This is a genomic window from Paenibacillus sp. Paensp111 (assembly GCF_059492195.1).
The window spans coordinates 4,093,382-4,115,531 of record NZ_CP168527.1 but is presented as its reverse complement, the minus strand read 5'-3'; the positions used below and the strand labels follow the sequence as shown (position 1 = coordinate 4,115,531).

The following is a 22,150-nucleotide window of genomic DNA, read 5'->3' as shown; positions in this document are numbered from 1 at the left end:
GGAGAAGGGAGGTAAGGGCAGAAATATGAGAAAACGCAGAGTATACATGCTGATAGCCGGGTTCCTGCTCTGCACAGCTCTTGGGGGCTATGCCTTCTATTGGTCCCTTCAGCCTGCGCATCATTTCCGCTCTTCGGAGATTCCCGTGCTGGCTGCCCCGGACTCGGGCGCTAGAGCAGGAGAAGGCAACCCGAGCACGGTACCTTCTGGCACCGGATCGCTGGCAGCGGCCGCCTCTTCGGGCTCTTCGCAGATGGAGGAGAAGAAGTCCGGCCTGGAACAGACCCATCTTACTATTCTAATTCTGGGCATAGACGCCAGAGGAACTGAAGATTCCCGGACCGATGTGATGATGCTGGCCAAGGTTAACGTGGACGAGGGGAAGGTTAGTCTTGTCTCGATTCCGCGGGATACCCGGGTTCAGCTGCCGGGAGTGGGATATACGAAGATTAACCATGCCCATCTGCTCGGAGAGCTTCACGGCGGCGGCAACCATGGAGGGACGAAGGCCTCTCTTCAGGCTGTCAGCAACTTATGCGGCTGCTCGATCAATTATTATGTGAAGACCAATTTCGAAGGGTTTGAACATTTCATTAATACGCTGGGCGGGCTTGAGGTCACGCTTCCTGCCCCGGTGAAGCTGACCTATGCTCACCTGACACTGCCCGCAGGCGAGCAGCGGCTGAACGGGGATTTGACGCTGAAGCTGGTACAAGAGCGCCATTCGCTTGCCGAAGGCGATCAGGGGCGTCAGCAGAATCAGGCCCTTGTGCTGAAGAGCGTTCTGCGGACTCTGCTGCAGCCGGCGAATCTTGCGAACCTTCCAGCTCTGATCAAGCAGGTGAGAGAGGATATTCTAGATACGAATCTGAGCGACAGCGATATAATGAGCTTATCCCTGCTGGCCAAAGAGATGAAGATGGAAGATATGAAATACTATCAAATCCCGGGACATAGTGACAAGCTGTACGATCCATTGGTCAAGAAGGACCTGTATTACTGGATACCCGACTTAACGCAGATGAAAGAAATATATGATATGAAATAAAATAAAAGTCATATTTTCACTGCCGTCTTCATACATTGAATCGACTCACATGGAAGAGAGAACTGCGAGCTTGGTTCACTTCCATGTACATGTACTTATAAGAATGGGAGAGTAGATTCAATGAAGATCGCAGTAACAGGCGGCGCCGGCTTTATCGGCAGGCATACGGTTGAGGCATTGCTGGAACAGAACCACCAGGTCGTGGTTATCGATTATTTGGAGGACGGGACCAGGTCCTACTTCGATGAGAGAGTTACCTTGTATCAGACGGACATATGCTCAGGCATGCTTTCGCAGATCTTCAGCACGGAGCGGCCGGATGCGGTTATTCATTTGGCTGGTCAGATCAGTGTGCAGCGCTCTCTGAACCATCCCTACCTCGATGCTCAGCACAATATTCTGGGTACGGTCAATGTGCTGAGACAGTGTGTGGATTATCATGTCCGCAAAATCGTCTTCTCTTCTACGGCAGCCGTCTACGGCAATCCGCTCTGCCTCCCGATTGAAGAGGATCATAAGGTAGATCCCCTCTCCTTCTATGGACTCTCCAAGCTGACTTCGGAGAAATATATTGAATTCTTTTCCCATCAACACGGTCTCGACTATACTATTCTGAGATATGCCAACGTGTACGGACCCGGACAGACGGTGAAGGGCGAAGGGGCAGTCGTTGCTTCCTTTGTGAACCGGATGCTGGAGGGCGAGCGCCCTGTTATCTACGGGGATGGGCTGCATTCGAGAGACTTTATTTTTGTGCGAGATGTAGCCTTAGCCAATATTGCCGCCCTTTGGGGTGGATCCAGCGAAGTGATGAATATCAGCAGCGGGAAGCCGCTGACGATTCTTGAGCTGTTCGAAACCCTGCGTGATCTAAGGGGCCTACATATCGTGCCAGACTATCAGGCACCCAGAGAGGGCGATATTGTTCACAGCCTGCTGAGTAATGATAAGGCTATTAAGCTGCTGAATTGGGAGCCTGTTCATTCCCTTGTAGACGGACTGCAGATGACTCTGAATGAATATGCCCTCCATCAAGCGGCCGCGCGCTAGCATTGTAGTAATGATTGTGTCCCGTTAAATTAACTTTTTTAATTTATAAAAATTGGTATTTTTATTCTCAAGTAGAATGTGATATTATAAAGAGGACTGTGTGTATAAGTTAGTGAAAGTTGCAGGCTAACCCCAATGCTCGCAGTTTACTGGGTTGACGGATTATATATCATCAGCAGAACGTGAACTTTATATTGTCAGGTAAATGAATGAATCTATCTTAGGATAAAAGTCAATTTCATGGCCTAACCTCTCTATGAACAGGGATGTTAGGCCTTTTTATGTTTGCTAAGGGAGGGATAGAATGACTCGCGGCAGCATGTAAGTACGAGGCCCGGAATGCAGCATAGGCCGGTCTGGCCGCCGCTGAAGGCGAGTCTGTTGTTAATGGATCATATACAATCTCAGCAGCTATATCAGTTAATCGCAAGTTTTACAGGAAAAGTATTCAGAGAGCACTTCGGTAAAGGACCTGAATCCGTTGTCGTCTCGATCAGCCATAAGTTCACTACGATTTACTTGAGAAACTTCCTGATCAATTCAGAGCGTGTATTGCTGGAACAGAATCATGAATCTATTATCCGTCAAATCAGAGACCAGATCATGCAGCGCGTTATCCCCGAGATTACAAGCTATCTCAAGCTCGTACTTGGTATAGAGCCGGAGAAGCTTTATTATGATTGGGATTTCGGCAGCAAGAACGGAATGCTGGTGGCCATCTTCCCTGAAGTTATAAGTGTAAATGATGCACAGATGCAGCCGAAGGATTACCCTGGAAAGTCAGAGATCGAACGTGAATGGGTACGGATCAGCGGGCGGGTGCAGAAGGAACCGCTGGAGATTTCCTCTTATGAGGTTAATCCGAGAACGCTGCTAATCCTTTGCAGAGGGGTCTTTGGCGAGCTGGAGAAGGAATTGATCCGTCTGGAGTGTGGAGAGCTTCTGAGAGATGTGAAAAGACGGCTCGAAAAGGGCTACATAACAAGCAGCACTCAGATCAGCAGCACACTTGGCCGAACCATTGCCGATTGCTTCATGGATTGGGATGATGAGCTGGATCAAAGCATTACCGTCATACTTACAAATCCGCCGCGCTAGGCTTCAGCGCGGTATTTTTTTGCAATTATTTATGACAAATCAGGCGTTTCTCTGTAACGATATTGTTATCCATTTCCAGATCTGCACATATATAATTAAAGAAAACACCGATCCGGCGTTTGAAGCGCGTTAAATTGGTTATTGAATGATATACCACTAAGAAACAGGCAGGGATGCAGTGTGAAAAAATCAGCAGCGATAATACTTACTTTATTCAGCTTAGCCGTATTTACCGTATTTAGTACGTCAACAAGTACAGCCTCAGCAACAGGGGCTTCCAAGCAAGCAGTCAAGACGCAGACGAGAACCGTATACATCAAGCAGATGAAGAGTGCGGACGGGAAGGTGCGCATCACGGTGGACCCGATCGGCTGGTATATGGGCAAGGATGCGGATCTGAAGTTCAAGGAGCGCGAGCCCAAGGCTTATAAGGAGATTGGGGGAGCCCCCGACGGCTACTACATTACCAATGACAGCAAGCGCACGGTCAGCTACCCGGTAGCAGCGAATGCCAAGGTTATGATGCAGATTTATGACCGTACCGGTAAGGCAGAAGACATCGACATCAAATGGAATGAGCATGTATCACTTAAGAAATTTCAGTCGATCTACCGTAATACCAAGCTGATGGACGTACGGGCATTCCCGTATCACATTACGATTAAAGAGGGTCAAGTGATCAAGATCGTGCAGCAGTATGTTCCTTAAGGAAGCGAATATGAAAATATAACAGAGGGCCGTCCCACAAGGGGCGGCCCTAGCTTTTTGCGGTAAGAGGTTGGTTAGCGTTCGAACCGCTCCGAAAAGAACGTTGCTCCCATCGCTTATTGTGTTCGGATATCCTGAATGATGATTGGTGGAAGATATCCGAACACAAAGGCGAGCGCTGCCGCTTGTCCGCAATCGTTCTTCTCTCCGCCGACTATGGCGCAATCACTCACAATACAGCTAAAGAGGCCGTTCCTCGGCATTGTCCCGGACAAGTATTTCTCCTGGACAAGTGTCTTAGTCCTGCCGGTTACCCTTCCTCCACAGCCTATGAACAGGCCCAACCCGGCCATAGACCGGGTCGGTCTCCGGTATCGGCACCTGCGGGATCTCGGCCAGCGCCTTCTGCCGATCGTTCGGGGTTGCCCGGCGTGTGTTATATTTCATGCCGCCTGGATATGCGCCGACGATCTGAAAGTCGGCGCTCGCTGATACCTTCTTGTGCCCCGTTCCCGCCGGAAGCAGGGCGACATCTCCGGCATTCAGCTGTATCTGCTGGCCTTGGTCGCCGCCCAGCTGAAGCAGGACGGTGCCGCGGATAACGCCAAGCACTTCGTGACTGTTGCTGTGATAGTGATGGTAATCGAACACGCCATTCGTCCAGCTGTTCAGCCAGCCATGGGAATTGAAGACAGCCTCAGTGTCCTGGGGATTATTCTTCAGTGCTCTCGAATACACCAGAACAGGCAGATCTGGATTGCCTGGGATGATGCCGTCGTCAGCGAACTGAAGGGGGATGGCTTCTGGCATGGTCATAAGTATGACTCCTTTCTGAATAAAGAAATGGATATGTTTAGGAAAGTCCTTGAAGGGTAAAGATAATGCATGAAGATAACTGCTTCGCAAATCGGATAGATGGAGGTTCAAATATGAAAACATTAGATACTGTTGCTCTTGTTCTGCTTATCGTGGGCGGACTCAACTGGCTTCTCGTAGGTTTATTCAAATTCGACCTGGTTGCTGCAATCTTCGGAGGAGCAGATAGCGGGTTATCCCGACTGGTCTACGTAATTGTTGGACTCTGTGCCATGTACTGCATTAAATTCCTCGCGGGTGTTAACAACCGTGAAAGAGTATAGTCAATAGCAGCTGATCGCGTCAAACAGATCATTATGCAAGAACTTGCAGCCTTAGTTCGGATTCAACCGGACTGGGGCTTTTTTATTTTGCTTGAAATAATCTCATCCTTGCGAAATTATCAGAAGGCGATCCCTTAATAAGCTGTATAATGTAATCATATCCTAATTTTGGATACCAATTCATGTTAAGCTTTCTTGATCAAGAGGGAGGTTTATTTTGAGCCATAAAAGGGGAATTTTCAGTGTTACTGTGATTCTATTACTCGTCATTATCTTTACATATTGGTTAACCAGAACCACAGTGGTAATGCATATTCATCCGGATGATATTGTGATTCAGGCTTATCTCCAAGATGTAGATCCCAATTCCATACTGCCCGGCACCGATATACCGACCAAAACATTCTACAAGCAGGCGATCCAGATGGAAATTGATAATAAAAAGAATATCCCGCTTACAGCCGATCATTACACGATCATGATATATCCGATTTGCGCCTATTCAGTTCTTAGATCAGGAACGCATGTATCTGGCAATCCATATGACTTCTCTATCGGCAGCAGCTCAGCGAGTCTGGCCCTTGTTAAGAAGGAGGTTGAGAAAGCCGGATTTGCTGGTCAGTGGGATTTAATTAAGGAATCCACAGGCTTTGCCTACTTGAAGGCCAGCTATCCGATTAGACCCATGTATTTCACTCGGAAAGACGCGCCTCTGGCGAGTCCAGACAATACATTTATCGTAGTGACTTATATGCAGGATTCAGGGGGCCTGAGTTGGTCCAAGAAGATTCCTGTAACTGTTCAGAAATAGACAAGAACGCGCTCACGGTGCCGACATTAGAACTTTAGGTATACACAAACAAAGACCGTATCCATAAAAAGGAACGGTCTGATATAATAGGCGTGGACAACACGCCTTGAGTGGGTGCGCTTTCCTCCGGAAAGGAGGTGAGGCGTATGAACTTCTCTTTTGCAGATGTTATTGGCTTTGCTGCGTTTATAGTCGCGCTGCTGACCTACATCGAACGAAAAAAGAAGTAACCTGCTCCAGGTCGGCAAACCGTGCAGGTCACTTCTTCCGCTTGTAACTTCAACCGTGGAGGAGTAACCCCACTCAAGTTGTTGTACCGGGGACTGGTCGCCACCAGTCCCTTATTTCATAGTATCTTACGCTTGTTATCTTTATACCCATATTACTACATGATATTACGGGTGGCAACGTACGCCAGACTTCACAGCCTGTTACTTTACAACGCACCGCCGCTTCCAGAGGGGCCCACGTTCATCCCAATCCGTTCCTTACTGCGGATTCGTTGTCCAGATCCCGGCCGTCTTCAGGAAGACGCGAGCAGGAAGCTTGAGTGCAGCGAGAACGAGATCCGCCACATCCTCAGGCTGCATCATGCGGTCTTCATCGCCGATCTTGAGTCCGGCGTTCGAGGCCAGGTCGGTGTTGACCGTGCTCGGCGTCAGGGCGGTGACGCGGATGTTATGCTTGCGAACCTCCTGTGCCAGCGACTCGGTCATGCCCATGAGGGCGAATTTGGATGCGCAGTAAGCTGAGCCTGTGGCGAAGCCGCGCTCACCTGCTGTGGAAGCCACGTTGATAATGTCGCCGCTATTTTGGGCGACCAGATCAGGGAGAACCGCACGGGTGACGTTATAAGTCCCCATCACGTTCACATCCAGAATTCTTTTCCACTCCTCCGGATCCATTTCCAGCAGGGTTCCGAACTTGGCGATCCCCGCATTATTGATCAGGATATCCACGGATCCCAGCTCCTGCTTGAGCTTGGCAGCGGAAGCTTTTGCCTCAGCGGAATTGGAGATATCCGCAGGGGAGATGCTGACCTTGATACTATATTCGCGCTGCAGCTCCACGGCGAGGTCTTTCAGGTCCGATTCGGTTCTGGCAATCAGGCCAAGATTTACGCCTTCTTTGGCCAAGGCGACAGCTACGGCTCGCCCGATCCCTTTTCCGGCGCCCGTAATCAGGGCATTCTTCCCGGTAAGTTCCATCTTGAATCACTCCAGTCCATTCATTAGTTCACACCTCTATAATAATACCCCGAACCGCTCCGTTTTTACACTTCCATGGGTAGGAAGCGAATTGGGATTAGGAATGATAGGGAATTTTTATGAAAAATACTAGGGTTTTATTTACATAGCAGGAAAATAGAACTATAATAGAATAGCAAAACAGGTCTAAACACTCTCTAACTTGAAAAAGGCAAACTTGCTGAAAGGCAAGGACGCAAAGCCACGGGTCTAAGGCATTTCGCTAAGACAGCCGGTTACCAGCAGGAGGATGAATACTAGGTTTTATAACCTCAGGTCTACTCTTCGGAGTAGGCCTTTTGTCTGGGTTCAATAAGGAGAGACCTACTCTATTAGGAGGTTAATCACGTGCAGCAGGTTCACATCAAGGGAATTGCAACCTACCATCCGTCTACGGCCTATGACAATGCTTATTTCGTAGAGCATTTTAACAAGATGGGCCTGGAATCGGAAAATCTTATGAATCACCTGGGGAGAAAGACCAGATATCTGGTGAGCTCCGAGGATGAGAATTCACTGACCATGGGGGTAGCGGCAGCACAGAAGCTGCTCACTGAATCGAAGGTATCTGCGGAAGAACTGGATATGGTGGTATTCGTATCGGATACGCCTGAATACACCTACCCAAGCAACGCTTTGTTGATTCATAGGGAGATTGGGGCGGTCAATGCCCATATTGTCTATGATCTGAACACGAATTGTATTGGAATGCTCACAGCCATGGATCAGGTGCGTCAGTACCTTACAGGGAACCGCTTCGTCAAGCGTGCGCTGATTGTAGGCAGTGTGCATGTCAGCAACATTGCCCGGAAGGATGATACTGTAGTCTATCCGAATTTCTCGGATGGGGCGGCGGCGGTCATCCTGGAGAAGCAGGACATCCCTGGAGGCTTCCTGGATGCGAACTATAAGACAGACTCCAAGCTTGGGGATACGGTGACTTTCCCGGCGGTAGGCCTGTCCAAGATGTTCAGTGAAGGCGTGCAGGAATCGGACAAGCGACTGCGCTTCATCCCTCATGATGTTAGCTATTTCTCAGATGAGTGGAGAGATATGATCTCCGTCATGCTGGAGCGGAACGGGATGAACGCCGCAGATGTGAATCACTGGTTATTCTCCCAATTCTCCCGTCCGGAGATCGAGGAGACGCTGGTGAAGATGAATGCAGGCTTGGATAAATATACGTTTGTCGGTGAGAAATACGGCTATACCGGGGTGACGAGCCCGATCTTCGCATTAGAGGAAGCCATTGAAGCCGGCACCATCTCACCTGGAGACAAAGTAGTCTTTTGCTCGGTGGGAATCGGATATACCATGTCCGCACTTTTATATCAATTTTAGCCAGGTAGACTAAATATTATTATGCAGAGGAGAATCAACATGTTTAAATTTGAGAAGAAGCAGGCTGAGAAGGCTCTGGTCATCACGGTTGGAGGATTCATGAAGCCAGACGAGGCCGAGGCATTCCTGAAGGAATATGAGGAGAATGTGAATTCCATTCAGCCATCTGAGTACAAGCTGATCATTGATTCCACGGACCTTGCTGTATCCAAGCAGGACATGCTGCCTGTGCTTGAGGGCTGCTTCAACCTGTACATGTCGAATGGATTCAAGAAAATTCTGATGGTTAATCCTTCTTCTGTTATCGCCAAGAATCAAATGCAGAAGCTGGCCCAGTCCATCTCCTACACAGGAATATTCATGGATACGATGGAAGAGGCTTACGCTTATAACTAAACCATAAACGGCCCTGCTTCGAGAAGAAGGGCCGTTTATTTTTTGTGACAAAATCAGTACTTCACACGCATACCTTATGGGGTTCAGGGAAACCTAGAGTACCGGGCAAGAAGACCGGGTAGATTATTTCTTGGGACGTTGCTTGGTGAACTTGGAGGCCCCTGTCACGACGAAGTAAATGCCCAATACTGTGAATAAGGATGCAACCAGACGATATTCATACAGGAACGGGACAAGCGTGAAGAGGACAATAGCAAAAAGAAGGCGGAGCAAGGCCTCTTGTTTCATAATTCTAACGCCTCCTTGGATTAGTTTTGTTGCATGTGTGACGCACATGATGACCAAATTGTAGCATGTCTAAGCTAAATTTCATTGCGATATTTGAAATATTATGAAAATTATTTTTCAGTTCTTTGACAAGTGGTGTAATATAGAAGTATAGAGTTCCGTTTCGGCCTGTTCAACTTCTCGGAAACGTTAAGAAAACAGTCCCTTGCCTATGCCGGGTAACTAAGCCGGGCTAGTAAGGTCTGCAGGTATTACGTATATAACGGACTGCTATACAGAGTGAACCGAAGATGAGTATTCCTATTCTTGTTCCAAAATTCACGCTGTATAATTCAATGTAAAGGAGGAAGTTCCAAATGTCACAAACTTCTAATCAACAAGAGACAGCTGCTGCTGAGGAGGCAGTTGCTGCTCAAGCGGTATCTCCTGAAGCTGGTAAAGAATTGCTGGATCAGCTGATGAAGCCGGAGGTACAGCAATCCCTATTGGTGCTGGTTGACCAGCTGCCAAAGCTCACGGAAATGATGAGCAGTCTTACTACAGCTTATGACTTCGCTCAAAGCATCGCCAAGGATCCGGTATTCGTTAACGACCTTAAGCACGGGTTCGCAGAATTCGCTACTCCAGTAGTAGGTAAGGTTAAGGGCGTTGCTGCTGCAGCAATCGAAGCGAACGAGCGCGCACAAGCCGACACTTCAACGATCGGCGTATTTGGCCTGCTCAAAATCCTTAAAGATCCGAATGTGCAAAAATCACTTCGTTTCGCCCAGGCTTTCCTGGACACGCTGAACGATCGTCAAAAAGGACAACGTTAATTCAAACCAACACAATTCAGAACGGAGGATGGATATGTCAAAGCAAATTTTGATTTTGGGCGGCGGCTACGGCGGTTTGCTGAGCGCATTGACTGCACGCAAGTATCTTAATGCGAATGAAGCCAACATTACCGTGGTTAACCGTTACCCTACACACCAGATTATTACTGAACTTCACCGCCTTGCTGCAGGCAATCTTCATGAGAAAGCAGTAGCACTTCCACTTGAGAAGCTGCTTAAAGGCAAGAATGTAAATTTGGTGATTGACACAGTTCAAACCATCAAGCCGGATGACAAGCAAGTCGTTCTTGGCAACGGAAATACCCTCAGATACGATGCACTTGTCATCGCACTGGGCAGTGAGACTGCATTCTTCGGAATCCCAGGACTTCAGGAATACAGCTTCACTTTGAAATCTGTGGATGATGCGAACCGTGTCCGCGCTCATGTAGAAGAAAGACTTAATGCTTACAAGCAATCCAAGAATAAAGCAGATGCTACATTCGTGATTGGCGGCGGCGGTCTGACTGGCGTTGAGCTTGTGGGTGAATTCGCGGATGAGCTTCCTGAGATCTGCCGTCAAAAAGGTATCGACTTCAATGAAGTATCCCTGTACTGTGTTGAGGCAGGTCCTTCGATTCTGGCAGGATTCCCGCCGGAGCTTGTGGAACGCGCAACAACCAGTCTTGAGAAGCGCGGCGTTCAGTTCGTAACTGGCGTGCCAATTACAGAAATGAAGCCGACCTCGGTTATCCTGAAGGACGGTCGTTCGATCGAAACTTCAACACTGGTATGGACAGGCGGCGTTCAAGGGAATTCCGTTGTTGCGAACTGCGGCATCGAAGTTAACCGCGGCCGTGCATCCGTTACCGAATCTCTTCAATCCACTTCCCACAAGGATGTATTCATCGCTGGGGACAGTGCGGTTGTTATTCCTAGCGAAGGCGCGCGTCCTTATCCGCCAACGGCTCAGCTGGCATGGCAAATGGGCGAGACCATTGGGTACAACCTGTCAGCTATGATCAAAGGCGCTCCATTTGAAGCGTTCAACCCTGTATTCTCAGGTACGCTTGGAAGCCTTGGACGTAAAGACGGAATCGCGATGCTGGGTGCGAACCAGACCCGCTTGAAGGGAACTCCGGCTTCCCTTATGAAAGAAGCAAGTAATATCCGTTACTTGTCCCATATCCACGGCCTTTTCGCCCTGGCTTACTAATCCATCGCTCATTTCTTCAAGAAGAAGAACACGCCAAGTGTTCTTCTTTTTTTTGTTAAGCTGAGGTGTACGTTGATCTCCTTTTACGCCGCTCAGTCCTATATTAATAGAACTCCCAGAGGGAGAAGTATGATTTTTCCAACATAAACGGACTTTGTTTAGCTCTTACTTAGTGGTACATTAATGTGTAATAGTCCTAGGGAATAATCCCAAATTCGGTTCTTTAGTGGAGGTATAATAATGTATTCTGGCAAACAAGAAGATAACTTACATATAATGACGTACACACTGAACAGCGGGGTTAAGGGAACCGTCCCCCTCTCTGCGGCCCAGATTGGTGAGTGGCTGGACAGTTATAGAAGCAGTACTAAGTTTGTAACCGAGATTGGAAAAGAGTTTTTTGGTCTGAACCCTGAATTGGTGGCGGATTTCAAAGTGCAAAATGTATTCTCGAGCTACCGGGAAGTGGTCCTTCCCAAGCAGCAGGAAGTCGTCTACAACAGACTGTCAGAGGAGTTCAAGAAGAATTCGGTATGGATACATATTGACTGTAAATGCGGTACTACGTATACGACCGAGTCCCCTTATTTCCGGACCAAGTGGTATTGTACCAAATGCAAGGAGATCGTCTTCCTGGATAAGAAGAAGCCGCCGGTGAAGACGAATAAAGGCGATGCCCACTACATGACGAACAAGTACCTCGTAGAAAGGGACTAAGAGGAATATTCACATGAGCAACCCCTCCGAGAATCGGCGTAATGTGGGCATCTTCGCCCATGTGGACGCAGGCAAGACAACAACGACCGAGCATATTCTGTTCGAGAGCGGACGTATCCGCAGTCTCGGCAGTGTGGATTCGGGTACAGCCGTGACCGACTGGCTGGATATCGAGAAGGAACGCGGGATCTCGGTACGGGCAGCAACGACTTCTTATCAATGGGGAGGCGTTCGGGTTAATCTGGTTGATACACCGGGGCACGTCGATTTCCTATCCGAAGTTGAACGTTCCCTGCGTGTAATGGACGGTGCGGTACTTATTATTTCCGCAGTCGAAGGGGTAGAGGCGCAGACGGAGTTGATCTGGAATGCGCTCCGTAAGCTGAACATTCCTACCCTTCTCTACGTGAACAAGATGGACCGAATCGGAGCCGATGCGAGCCGTGTGCTGGAAGACATTCGCCGGTATCTCTCCCGGGATCTGCTGATTGTGCAGGCTCCGGTAGGGAGTGAGCAGGACTTCAGAGCGGTGAATGACTTATGGCGCAGCGAATCTGATCCAGAAGCTCAGCAGATTCTGATTGAATCGGTAGCAGACAAGGATGAGTCGCTGCTGGAGTATTACCTCGGCGGGGACAGCCTCCCGCTTGACCGGTGGAAGACAGAAGCGGAGAGACTCAGCCGCATCGGTGCGGCCTATCCGGTCTTATTCGGCGCCTCTGCCCGGGGGATTGGCATTCACGCATTAATGGATGCGATTACAGCGTATCTGCCGGGGCCAGGAGGAGACCCTGAAGCCCCGGTGTCAGGTATCGTGTTCAAGATTGAGCGGGATAAGACGATGGGCCGGATGGCTTTTGTCAGACTGTATGAGGGATCTATGCGCAATCGCGATGTGATTCGCAATCATACCCGGCAGCTTCAGGAGAAGATTACCCAGATCCGAAGGGTCGAAGGGAACCGCTCCGAGGATGTAGGCCTGCTGGAGGCCGGGGATATTGCGGCGGTCTGCGGTCTAACCGGGGTTCAGATCGGGGATATTCTCGGAAGTCCTGAAGCGATTCCGGAGGAGGCACGGCTTGCCGTGCCGCTCCTTACAGTTCAAGCCCAGTGGGAGAATGAACAGGACTACAGGGGAGTGGTACAGGCACTTCAGGAGCTGTCGGATGAAGACCCGCTCCTGGATGTGCAGTGGCTGCAGGATGAGCGGGAGCTGCATGTGAAGATTATGGGGCCGATTCAGCTGGAGATGCTGACAAGCCTGCTAAGCTCAAGATACGGGCTGAACGTGACCTTCAGCCAGCCGTCTGTCATCTACAAAGAAACGCCCATACAATCGGCAGAGGGATACATCGCATATACGATGCCCAAGCCTTGCTGGGCGATTCTTCGGTTCCTTATTGAACCCGGGGAGCGGGGAAGCGGCATACAGTACTCGGCGATTGTTCGTACCGAGGATCTCCTGCCGCAGTACCAGAACGAAGTGGCCCGCCGGGTGCCTGAAGCACTTCAGCAGGGGCTGTACGGCTGGGAAGTGACGGACCTCAAGATTACACTGGTCGAGGGTCAGCACCACGTCTGGCACACGCATCCGCTGGATTTCGCCGTAGCCACACCGATGGGCCTGATGAACGGGCTCGCAACCGCGGGAACCCGGCTGCTGGAACCGGTTCTTCAGTTCCGCATCGTGGTCCCCGAGGAATTCGGTGGGCGCGTCATGAACGACCTTGTGCAGATGCGGGCCGTATTCGGTGCGCCTGAGCTTCGCGGTGACCGGATGACGATTGAAGGCAGGGTGCCGCTGGCCGAATCGATGGAATATCCGGTCACCTTAGGCTCGCTTACGAAAGGCCGGGGCACGATCATAACCTTCTTTGACGGTTATGAGGAGTGTCCAGCGGATATTAAGGCGGAGCGGCCTCGGCGCGGGGTGAACCCGCTCGATCAGGCCAAGTATATTTTGAGTGTGCGTAAGGCGTTATAGCTCTTATTATTTATTCTTCCTAGGAAGCTTCTCGATCTCTTCTGTAACGACAAAGGCAAGGTCCTCGTTCCCGTATAGGGACAGGACGCTTAGCAGGGTATCATGCGGAATTTCACCGGCTTCTTCCTTAGGGACTGTCAGTTCAATCCCCTGCTGGAGAGCCGCGTTGGCCGTCTGCTGCGGGTAAGCCCGACCATACAATTCTGCCGGGTCAAGCCCATGATTCACACACCACTGTGCGAAGATCAGGATCATCATCTGTTCGTCACGCTGATAGTTCTGTATAATTTGTTCTTCAATCTCTTTACGGCTCATAGTGGGAATAGCTCCTTTTAATATTGGGTAACGTATATTATAGCCAAAGGGCGGGTGGTATCACAATGATTATGAATCATAAAATAAAGGCTTCCGAGGTCCAGCTCACCGGTGTGGACGGCGAGGACCTCGGAATTATGCCCACATCTGAAGCGCTTGCCATGGCCAAGCGGCTTAAAGTGGATCTGGTCTGTACTTCCATGATGAGCAGCCCTCCGCCATGCCGGCTGATCTCGGCAGGTGCCGCCAAGCAGGAAGCTGGATTGGAGCGCAAGAAGAGCCAGCCCTCCAAGGTCAAGGAAATTCGGCTGACCCCGCGAATTGAGGAGCATGATTACGAGACCAAGAAGCAGCAGGCCGAGCGCATCTTGAAATCGGGCGATTCTGTTCAGCTGGTGGTTAAGATCTCCGGTAAGGAAGGGGCGGCGGCCAAGGCGCTTCTGGAAGAGCTGCTCCGTGATTTGAAGCCTCTGGGGCGGCCGAATTCAGGAATCCATGTAAGCGGTAAACAAGCTGATGTTCAAGTAAATCCAGGTTGAGAATTTTATTTTTGCACCGATTTGCTTTTTAAAAATGGATAAGCTATAATGAGGTTACTTGAGCGCGTTAACCTCATTTACACATTGTAAAGGGTTATCATACAAATGCATGAACCTTTTACAATGTGTGAATTTTTTATTTTAAAGAATAAAAAGAAACATGTTAAATAAATTATTGGAGGTAATACACATGGCACAACAAGGTACAGTTAAATGGTTTAACGCAGACAAAGGTTTCGGTTTCATCGAAGTTGAAGGTGGCGACGATGTATTCGTACACTTCTCCGCAATCACTGGCGAAGGATTCAAAACTTTGGACGAAGGCCAACGCGTTGAGTTCAACGTTGTTCAAGGCAACCGTGGACCACAAGCTGAGAACGTTGTAAAACTGTAATATTTCTTACAGTTAACGAACATCCCTTAACCAATTGGTTAAGGGATGTTTTTTTGTTATGGCAGGATTCACTGGAATACATAAGAAAGAACTAATTTTTATAATCAATAAAATACTTCTTGAAATCGCTATCAAGGCAGATTATAATGTGGTTATTGAAACGTTTCAATTTTTACAACTGTGTTACTCATAAGTTAGATTTTTATGTGTATCATTCTTACTCAAAACCAAGTAGTAAAGACCGTAAAAGTCAGTAAACAAGCCTTTTCAAGGGGGTTAATGAGGGTTGTCGGGTAGAAAGAGAATCGAATATTTTTTTCGATAAAAATCGAAACGTTTCGATGTAAGTGTTTACATGTTTATCTTTTGGCAAGGCAAATACTACAGTCGAGGTGAAGGTAATGAAGAAAAGATCATGGATGACTGCATTCGCTGCATTGCTCACTTTCTCATTCGTATTGGCAGGCTGCGGCGGCTCCAAAGACAGTGGTTCAGGACAAGAAGGAGCAGGTGGCACCAAGACTCTCAAAATGTGGGCTATGGGCGGAGAGAATAAAGCCCTTCCTGTACTGCTTAAGGAATTCGAAGAGAAGAACCCGGGAATCAAAGTGGCTGTTCAATCTATTCCGTGGGATGCGGCTCATGATAAGCTTCTGACTGCGGTAGCCTCACAGAACGGACCGGATGTAGTACAGATGGGTACGACCTGGATGCCGGAGTTCGCGGCAGCGAAAGCGCTGAAAGATTTGACACCTTACATCGATAAATATCCAAGCTTGAAGCCGGAGAATTTCTATGATGGAGCAATCGCTACAACGAAGTTCGATAATAAGACCGTCGGTATCCCATGGTATGTGGAGACACGCGCGCTGTACTATCGTACAGATCTGCTTGCTGATGTAGGCTATCCGGAAGGTCCGAAGACCTGGGATGAGCTGAAGGATGCGGGCAAGAAGCTGGTTGCTAAAGGCGGACCTGGTAAATATGCGATGCCTATGGATAAGGACTCTCTATATACCACGCTTTTCGCTTGGCAGAACGGCAGTGAAGTGATTGACAGCAACCGTCAGCCGCAGTTTAACAAGCCAGAGTATGTGGAAGCGATTAAGTTCCTGAAGAGCTTCTATGATGAAGGACTGACACCCAAAGGTTCTGACATGGATATTAACGTAGCCTTCAAAGACGGCACACTGCCCATGTTCATCAGTGGCCCTTGGATGATGCAGGGAATCAAGGATAAGGCTCCTGAGATCGATGGAAAATGGGCTGTTACCACACTCCCTGCCAAGAAGACTAACATGTCTTCCATCGGCGGTTCGGACTTGTCCGTATTTGAATACTCCAAGAATCCGGATGAGGCAGTGAAGCTGATTGCGTTCCTGTCTGAGAAGGAAACTCAGCTCAAATGGTATGACAAGTCTCATGAAGCTCTTCCTTCTGTTAAGGACGCATGGAAAGACGACAGATTCAAAGATCCTCTGATTGCCGCTTTCGGTAAGCAGCTTGAGAATGCCCGTCCAACACCAGCAATCAAAGAATGGGAATCCATTGGTCAAGCCATTATTGCTACCTTCGAGCAGATCACCATTGGCGGAGCAGACCCCGAGACTGAACTGAATAAATTGAACGACAAGGCTAACGAAATTCTGGGGAACAAGTAATTCATTCCTTGATCCGTTATGGCTAGGGCGTGCCGGGACTGGCCTGCAAGGAAGGTCCCGGCTATACGCATTTTTCAAATTCAATAAGGCTCCCGGGGGTGAATCGTAGTGAACCATATGCTCAAGCAGTTTAACAAATATAAATACCCTTATCTGTTCATCGCACCTGCGATCCTACTTCTACTGATGTTCTCAATTGTTCCCATTGTCATTGCCTTGGTCATCAGCTTTACGAATATGGATATTATCGGACTCGCCGATCACTCCAGCATTAATGGAGTCGGGTTCCGCAACTACGTGAATTTGTTCAAAGACCCTGAGTTTCTACAGTCTATCTATAATACAATTATATATGTTATTATCGGTGTGCCCCTTGTGGTTATATTTTCCATGAGCATCGCAATGCTGCTCAATTACGGCACAAGCTGGTTATTTAAAACGTTTCGCGTGGTTTACTATCTGCCGTCGATCACCAATATTGTAGCGGTAGCTGTTGTGTGGGGTTATTTGTACAACAGTTCCTACGGATTGTTCAATTATATTCTGTCTTTGCTCGGCCTGCCGGCCCAGCAATGGCTGCTGGACCCTCATATTGCCAAATACTCGCTGATCCTGCTTGCCGTATGGAAGGGGATTGGCATGAATATGATTATTTTCCTGGCTGCACTTCAAGGTATTCCCCGTACGTACTATGAGGCCGCAGAAATTGACGGTGCCACAGGATGGAAGAAGATCACTCATATTACCGTTCCTTTGCTTGGATTTGCTACCTTCTTCGTGACGATTACGACACTGATTGGCTGGATTCAGTTCTTTGAAGAACCTTTTGTAATGACGAAGGGTGGACCTCTTAATGCAACCATGTCCATGGCACTCTTTATTTACAATAACGGATTCAAATTGAGCAATTTCGGCTATGCGGCTTCAGGCTCGTTCGTGCTGTTCATCTTCATTATTATTGCGACGATCCTTCAATTCGTGGTCAAGAAGAAGGATGTGGAATATTAATCGGTTCCGCAGCTTAAGGTCTGTGTAATTTAAAGGAGGGCTTCGAGAATGGCAGCTAGGAAATTGGAAAAAGGGGTAATGATCGCACTGCTCATTCTGGGCGGACTGCTTATGATGATACCGTTCATATGGATGATCACGTCGTCCTTCAAGCCGGAGAATGAGTTCACTGTCTTCCCGCCGACCCTGATCCCACATCATCCGACTTGGAATAACTATGTGGATCTGTTCGTCAAAATTCAATTTTTCGTATATCTCAAAAACACACTGCTCATCGTATTCTGGTCCTTTGTCGGCATGTTTCTGAATGCGATTGCCGGCTATGCGTTCGCCAAGTTCGACTTTCCGGCCAAGAACACGTTATTCTATCTAATCTTGGCTACCATGATGATTCCAGGACAGGTTACCATGATTCCAACTTACCTGATCATCAATGAGATGGGGCTCGTGAACACCATGACCGGAATCATTCTCCCAGGGCTGGTCGGGGCCTTCGGCATATTCCTGTTCCGCCAGTTCATGTCTACTGTTCCTTCGGATTTGATTGAAGCGGCTCGGCTGGATGGTGCGGGAGAACTGCGGATCTTCCTTGGTCTGATCCTGCCGATTGTGAAGCCTGTCTTTGCGGTACAGGGGATTCTGACATTCATCGGAGCCTGGAACAGCTTCCTGTGGCCGCTGATCATAGCTAATGATGAGAGTCTGTATACGTTGTCGGTTGGACTCAACCTGCTTAAAGGTCAATACAGCTCCAACTTTGGTCTGCAAATGGCAGGCGCGGCATTTATGGTTGTGCCAATTATTATTATCTTTTCATTCTTCCAGAAACATATTATTGAAGGTGCTACTATTTCCGGTATGAAATAAGAAGGGCGGGACTATGCAAATGGCAACGATTAAGGACGTGGCTAAACTAGCGGGAGTTGCACTCTCTACAGCCTCATATGCGCTGAATGGAGATATCAAGGTGGCGGAGAAGACAAGGGCGAAAGTGCTCGAGGCAGCTCGGCAGCTGAATTATCGCAAGAATGGTTTTGCCATGGACTTGAAGCGAAGCCGTACGAACACGATAGCCCTCATTCTGACGGATCTGTCCGGACCTTATTATTCAGAATTGATTCGCAGTATCCAGGACGTGGCCTTGGCTAACGGATATGACCTGATTGCGTGCAGCTCTATGGGCGGTAAGGACTCCACTGCGGTAAGATTTCTTCGTGAGCGGAGAGTGGACGGCGCTGTAGTGCTTGCTCATAACATGACTGATGAAATTCTAATGGAGTCCGCTGGTGAGAGATTCCCGATCGTTGTAATGGACCGGGAGCTGATCGGCAGTGGATTGATCAATGTCCGGGTGGACAGTGAACAGGGAGGTTACGATGCAACCCGGCATTTAATAGAGGCTGGCCACCGCACAATTGCCTATATTAGCGGGCCATCTAATTCAAGTGACAATGTACTCCGCTATCAGGGTTATTTACGGGCCATGCACGAAGCAGGTCTTGAGGAGAAAGCTAAATGGCGGCTCAGCGGGAATTTTGTGCGTGAGGGCGGATACAATGCTACCAAGATGATGATGATGCAGGGCGAGCTGCCCTCCGCTGTATTCTACGCGAATGATGAAATGGCAATTGGGGGACTCAAAGCGCTTCAAGAAGGTAGAATTTCGGTGCCGGGGGATATTTCGGTTATTGGATTTGATGATATCCAGCTTGCCGAATATGTACACCCTCCGCTGACTACGATTCGCCAGCCCAAGCAGGAGGCAGGCTCCCTAGCAGGACATTTGCTGTTCCAGATGCTGGACGGGGAAGCAGTTAACGATTCCTACAAACTGAAGATTGAACTCGTGGAACGAGATTCTGTACGCAGACTGTAGCTTAGAGGCCGGAAGCACTAAGGTGATTCCGGCAATTTGGCTGGGTCATAGACACAAGGGATGCGGTATGAAGGGGCGCAGTATTGAGATAAAGGATGCAGCGGTGTCAGTTGAAGAGAGTAGAACCAAAGCCGTCCTGAGTCTTGATAAGGGCTTTCGTCGTCTTACAGGTGAAACGTTTCGAATTATGCAAACAATATAGTGTATTAAATTCTTATAAATTGGTAAATTTTCCTATGAAAACGATTCAAAATCATAAGAGGAATTTAATTAGAATTGCACAGCGGGGAGGTATTACATATGACTGAGCGGGTAAGGCATGGCCTGGATCTGCACGGCTATATCGACAAAATGACACTGGATGAGAAGATAGCTCAACTGATGCAGCTAGCTGTTCCCTTCTTCGAGGGAGCTGCGGGCGGAGGGCAGATCACAGGACCGATGAAATCACTCGGAATCACAGAAGCTATGATCCAGGGAGCGGGCTCTGTGCTGGGCCTGGCGGGCGCGGAGGAGGTTATTGCCATCCAGCAGGCACATCTGGCGAAGAATCCTCATGTAATTCCGCTGCTGGTGATGGCCGACATTGTGCACGGCTTCAAGACGATCTTTCCGGTACCGCTTGCGATTGGCTGCTCGTGGGATCTGGATCTTGCCGAGAAGAGCGCACAGATTGCTGCCAGGGAAGCAGCTGTATCAGGCGTACATGTAACCTTTGCGCCTATGGTAGACCTGGTTCGTGACCCTAGATGGGGACGGGTAATGGAGTCAACCGGCGAAGACCCTTATCTGAACAGCGAGTTTGCGAGAGCTTTTGTGATAGGGTTCCAGGGTAGTGATCTTGCCGGAGAACAGGAGCGGGTAGCGGCTTGTGTGAAGCATTTTGCCGCATATGGGCTGTCTGAAGGCGGCCGTGATTACAATACGGTGGACTTGTCAGAACGACAGCTTCGCGAATTCTATCTGCCGGCTTATAAGGCCGCGCTGGATGAGGGCTGCGAAATGGTGATGACCTCCTTCAACACCGTGGACGGAATACCTTCCAGCGGCAACAGGAAGCTGATGAGGGAGCTTCTCCGAGAGGAATGGGGATTTGACGGAGTAGTAATCTCCGATTGGGGTGCGGTGAAGGAGCTGATTCCGCATGGCGTTGCCGAGGATGAGGCAGAGGCTGCTTACAAAGCGATTCAGGCGGGAGTCGATATTGAAATGATGACCGGCTGTTATGCGCATCATCTGCCTCAGCTTGTGCAAAGCGGACAGGTCGACGAAGGACTTATCGACGAGGCGGTACTACGAATTCTGAAGCTTAAGCAGAAGCTGGGCTTGTTCGAGAACCCGCTGCGCGGAGCAGATCCTGACGCGGAACGCGAGATCATCTTCTGTGAGGAGCATCGGCGTGTATCCCGCGAGCTGGCCTCCAAATCGTGCGTGCTGCTAAAGAACGAGGCGGTGCTGCCGCTGAATCCGAAGGAGCGGATTGCCTTGATTGGCCCACTGGCTTCAAGCGGAGATATTCTTGGCCCCTGGTCTTGGCTTGGTTCCAAGGAGGATGCCGTCCGTCTGGATACGGCCATTCAGGATATCGTTACTGCCGGAGGACTCAAGGTAGCCGCAGGCTGCAGCCTGGAGATGATCGATGAGAATCAGGTTAACGAAGCTATTGAGGCTGCCGCAGATGCCGATGTCATCATACTTGCGCTCGGTGAAGATTCCGAGTGGAGCGGTGAAGCCGGGTGCCGCACGGATATCAGGCTGCCCGAGGCCCAGCTGGAGCTGATTGCCAGATTGAAGCCGCTTGGCAAAAGAATGGTCGCGGTCCTCTTTAATGGTCGGCCTCTGGATCTTCACGGTATTTATGAAGAGGTAGATGCGGTGCTCGAAGCTTGGTATCCCGGAAGCGAAGGCGGAGCGGCCATTGCCGATATTCTGTTCGGCAGGGTAAATCCTACCGGGAAGCTGACCATGTCCTTCCCTTACTCCGTTGGGCAGATTCCGGTGTATTATAACCATTTCAATACAGGACGCCCCCAAGGGGCACCGGATGCGCAGGAGCGTTACGTGTCTCAGTACTTGGATATCCCGAATGAGCCGCTGCTTCCCTTTGGCTATGGACTTAGTTACACCACGTTCGCTTATGGTGAGCTGAAGCTTTCGTCCGAGACGCTAACCAGACACGAAGACTTAACGGTTAAGGTGTCTGTGACTAATACAGGCAGCGCTGCGGGTGAAGAGACTGTGCAGCTGTATGTGCGGGATTGGTCCGGTGAGGTTGTACGGCCGCTCAAGGAACTGAAGGGCTGGGCAAAAGTGAGCCTTGAGCCGGGCGAGATGACCGAGGTGTCTTTTACCTTAAAAGAGGAGCAGCTTAGATACCATCACGCAGATCTGCAGTATAAGAGTGACGCCGGAAGATTCGGAGTCTATATCGGCTCTAACAGCCGGGACGTGACGGGAACTGAATTCAGGCTTCTGAAATAGAATTGATAAAGAGAGAAT

23 protein-coding genes and 1 riboswitch are annotated in these 22,150 nt (G+C 49.2%); of the genes, 19 read left to right on the top strand and 4 right to left on the bottom strand.

Going from position 1 to position 22,150, the window contains the following annotated elements; translation table 11 throughout:
* Window positions 1-25 precede the first annotated feature (25 nt).
* The 4 genes from ACEN86_RS19350 to ACEN86_RS19335 all read left to right on the top strand — a co-directional run bounded on the left by ACEN86_RS19350 (window position 26) and on the right by ACEN86_RS19335 (window position 3,904).
* Window positions 26-1,048 carry an LCP family protein gene (locus tag ACEN86_RS19350; protein WP_495632106.1) on the top strand — a complete coding sequence of 341 codons (1,023 nt, stop codon included), beginning with the start codon at window positions 26-28 and terminating at the stop codon, window positions 1,046-1,048.
* A 120-nt stretch (window positions 1,049-1,168) separates the two neighbouring features.
* A complete protein-coding gene (locus ACEN86_RS19345; protein WP_495632105.1) occupies window positions 1,169-2,098 on the top strand; it encodes an NAD-dependent epimerase/dehydratase family protein in 930 nt (309 codons plus the stop codon).
* 339 nt (window positions 2,099-2,437) lie between these two features.
* Complete coding sequence (locus tag ACEN86_RS19340) at window positions 2,438-3,196, top strand: Na-translocating system protein MpsC family protein (protein ID WP_495632104.1); 759 nt, start codon at window positions 2,438-2,440, stop codon at window positions 3,194-3,196.
* A gap of 180 nt (window positions 3,197-3,376) precedes the next feature.
* Complete coding sequence (locus tag ACEN86_RS19335; protein ID WP_495632103.1) at window positions 3,377-3,904, top strand: hypothetical protein; 528 nt, start codon at window positions 3,377-3,379, stop codon at window positions 3,902-3,904.
* A 297-nt stretch (window positions 3,905-4,201) separates the two neighbouring features.
* Here the strand turns inward: ACEN86_RS19335 and ACEN86_RS19330 are convergent, their stop codons facing one another.
* Entirely contained in the window at window positions 4,202-4,720 is a 519-nt protein-coding gene (locus ACEN86_RS19330) for a cupin domain-containing protein (protein WP_495632102.1), read from the bottom strand.
* A gap of 113 nt (window positions 4,721-4,833) precedes the next feature.
* Between ACEN86_RS19330 and ACEN86_RS19325 the strand changes: the two genes are divergently transcribed.
* On the top strand, window positions 4,834-5,043 hold the full coding sequence (locus ACEN86_RS19325; RefSeq protein WP_495632101.1) for a DUF378 domain-containing protein: 210 nt from the start codon (window positions 4,834-4,836) through the stop codon (window positions 5,041-5,043).
* A 217-nt stretch (window positions 5,044-5,260) separates the two neighbouring features.
* Window positions 5,261-5,854, top strand: a complete 594-nt coding sequence (locus ACEN86_RS19320; protein ID WP_495632100.1) for a hypothetical protein — start codon at window positions 5,261-5,263, stop codon at window positions 5,852-5,854.
* 488 nt (window positions 5,855-6,342) lie between these two features.
* Here the strand turns inward: ACEN86_RS19320 and ACEN86_RS19315 are convergent, their stop codons facing one another.
* Complete coding sequence (locus tag ACEN86_RS19315) at window positions 6,343-7,062, bottom strand: 3-ketoacyl-ACP reductase (RefSeq protein WP_495632099.1); 720 nt, start codon at window positions 7,060-7,062, stop codon at window positions 6,343-6,345.
* Between the two features lie 200 nt (window positions 7,063-7,262).
* Window positions 7,263-7,345, top strand: a riboswitch (cyclic di-GMP riboswitch).
* 104 nt (window positions 7,346-7,449) lie between these two features.
* Between ACEN86_RS19315 and ACEN86_RS19310 the strand changes: the two genes are divergently transcribed.
* Both ACEN86_RS19310 and ACEN86_RS19305 read left to right on the top strand, forming a co-directional pair.
* Entirely contained in the window at window positions 7,450-8,442 is a 993-nt protein-coding gene (locus ACEN86_RS19310) for a ketoacyl-ACP synthase III (RefSeq protein ID WP_495632098.1), read from the top strand.
* A gap of 39 nt (window positions 8,443-8,481) precedes the next feature.
* Window positions 8,482-8,838 (top strand): hypothetical protein, encoded by a 357-nt coding sequence (locus ACEN86_RS19305; protein ID WP_495632097.1) that lies wholly within the window; start codon window positions 8,482-8,484, stop codon window positions 8,836-8,838.
* Window positions 8,839-8,961: 123 nt separating this feature from the next.
* Here ACEN86_RS19305 and ACEN86_RS19300 read toward each other — a convergent pair whose 3' ends face one another.
* Entirely contained in the window at window positions 8,962-9,126 is a 165-nt protein-coding gene (locus ACEN86_RS19300) for a hypothetical protein (protein WP_495632096.1), read from the bottom strand.
* 356 nt (window positions 9,127-9,482) lie between these two features.
* Here ACEN86_RS19300 and ACEN86_RS19295 point away from each other — a divergent pair, with 356 nt between their 5' ends.
* From ACEN86_RS19295 to ACEN86_RS19280, 4 genes are all read left to right on the top strand, one after another.
* Window positions 9,483-9,941: a DUF1641 domain-containing protein gene (locus ACEN86_RS19295; RefSeq protein WP_495632095.1), complete on the top strand. Its 459-nt coding sequence runs from the start codon at window positions 9,483-9,485 to the stop codon at window positions 9,939-9,941.
* A 34-nt stretch (window positions 9,942-9,975) separates the two neighbouring features.
* Window positions 9,976-11,157 carry an NAD(P)/FAD-dependent oxidoreductase gene (locus ACEN86_RS19290; protein WP_495632094.1) on the top strand — a complete coding sequence of 394 codons (1,182 nt, stop codon included), beginning with the start codon at window positions 9,976-9,978 and terminating at the stop codon, window positions 11,155-11,157.
* A gap of 240 nt (window positions 11,158-11,397) precedes the next feature.
* On the top strand, window positions 11,398-11,874 hold the full coding sequence (locus tag ACEN86_RS19285; protein WP_495632093.1) for an SUI1 family translation initiation factor: 477 nt from the start codon (window positions 11,398-11,400) through the stop codon (window positions 11,872-11,874).
* Window positions 11,875-11,887: 13 nt separating this feature from the next.
* Window positions 11,888-13,858, top strand: coding sequence for a GTP-binding protein (locus ACEN86_RS19280; RefSeq protein ID WP_495632092.1), 1,971 nt, complete (start codon window positions 11,888-11,890; stop codon window positions 13,856-13,858).
* A gap of 6 nt (window positions 13,859-13,864) precedes the next feature.
* Here ACEN86_RS19280 and yxiS read toward each other — a convergent pair whose 3' ends face one another.
* Window positions 13,865-14,173 (bottom strand): protein YxiS, encoded by a 309-nt coding sequence (yxiS, locus tag ACEN86_RS19275; protein ID WP_495632091.1) that lies wholly within the window; start codon window positions 14,171-14,173, stop codon window positions 13,865-13,867.
* A gap of 65 nt (window positions 14,174-14,238) precedes the next feature.
* On the opposite strand from yxiS, the gene infC reads away from it, so the two are divergent.
* The 7 genes from infC (at window position 14,239) to ACEN86_RS19240 (ending at window position 22,132) form a co-directional block, all read left to right on the top strand.
* Window positions 14,239-14,712 carry a translation initiation factor IF-3 gene (gene infC / locus ACEN86_RS19270; RefSeq protein WP_495632090.1) on the top strand — a complete coding sequence of 158 codons (474 nt, stop codon included), beginning with the start codon at window positions 14,239-14,241 and terminating at the stop codon, window positions 14,710-14,712.
* A gap of 190 nt (window positions 14,713-14,902) precedes the next feature.
* The gene (locus tag ACEN86_RS19265) at window positions 14,903-15,106 is read left to right on the top strand and encodes a cold-shock protein (RefSeq protein WP_068620988.1); all 204 of its coding nucleotides are present in this window, start codon (window positions 14,903-14,905) and stop codon (window positions 15,104-15,106) included.
* A 401-nt stretch (window positions 15,107-15,507) separates the two neighbouring features.
* Window positions 15,508-16,767 (top strand): sugar ABC transporter substrate-binding protein, encoded by a 1,260-nt coding sequence (locus ACEN86_RS19260; protein ID WP_495632089.1) that lies wholly within the window; start codon window positions 15,508-15,510, stop codon window positions 16,765-16,767.
* Window positions 16,768-16,884: 117 nt separating this feature from the next.
* Window positions 16,885-17,775, top strand: coding sequence for a carbohydrate ABC transporter permease (locus ACEN86_RS19255; RefSeq protein ID WP_495634355.1), 891 nt, complete (start codon window positions 16,885-16,887; stop codon window positions 17,773-17,775).
* A gap of 48 nt (window positions 17,776-17,823) precedes the next feature.
* On the top strand, window positions 17,824-18,642 hold the full coding sequence (locus tag ACEN86_RS19250) for a carbohydrate ABC transporter permease (protein WP_495632088.1): 819 nt from the start codon (window positions 17,824-17,826) through the stop codon (window positions 18,640-18,642).
* Between the two features lie 19 nt (window positions 18,643-18,661).
* A complete protein-coding gene (locus ACEN86_RS19245) occupies window positions 18,662-19,651 on the top strand; it encodes a LacI family DNA-binding transcriptional regulator (RefSeq protein ID WP_495632087.1) in 990 nt (329 codons plus the stop codon).
* A gap of 300 nt (window positions 19,652-19,951) precedes the next feature.
* Window positions 19,952-22,132 (top strand): glycoside hydrolase family 3 N-terminal domain-containing protein, encoded by a 2,181-nt coding sequence (locus tag ACEN86_RS19240; protein WP_495632086.1) that lies wholly within the window; start codon window positions 19,952-19,954, stop codon window positions 22,130-22,132.
* Window positions 22,133-22,150: the final 18 nt, after the last annotated feature.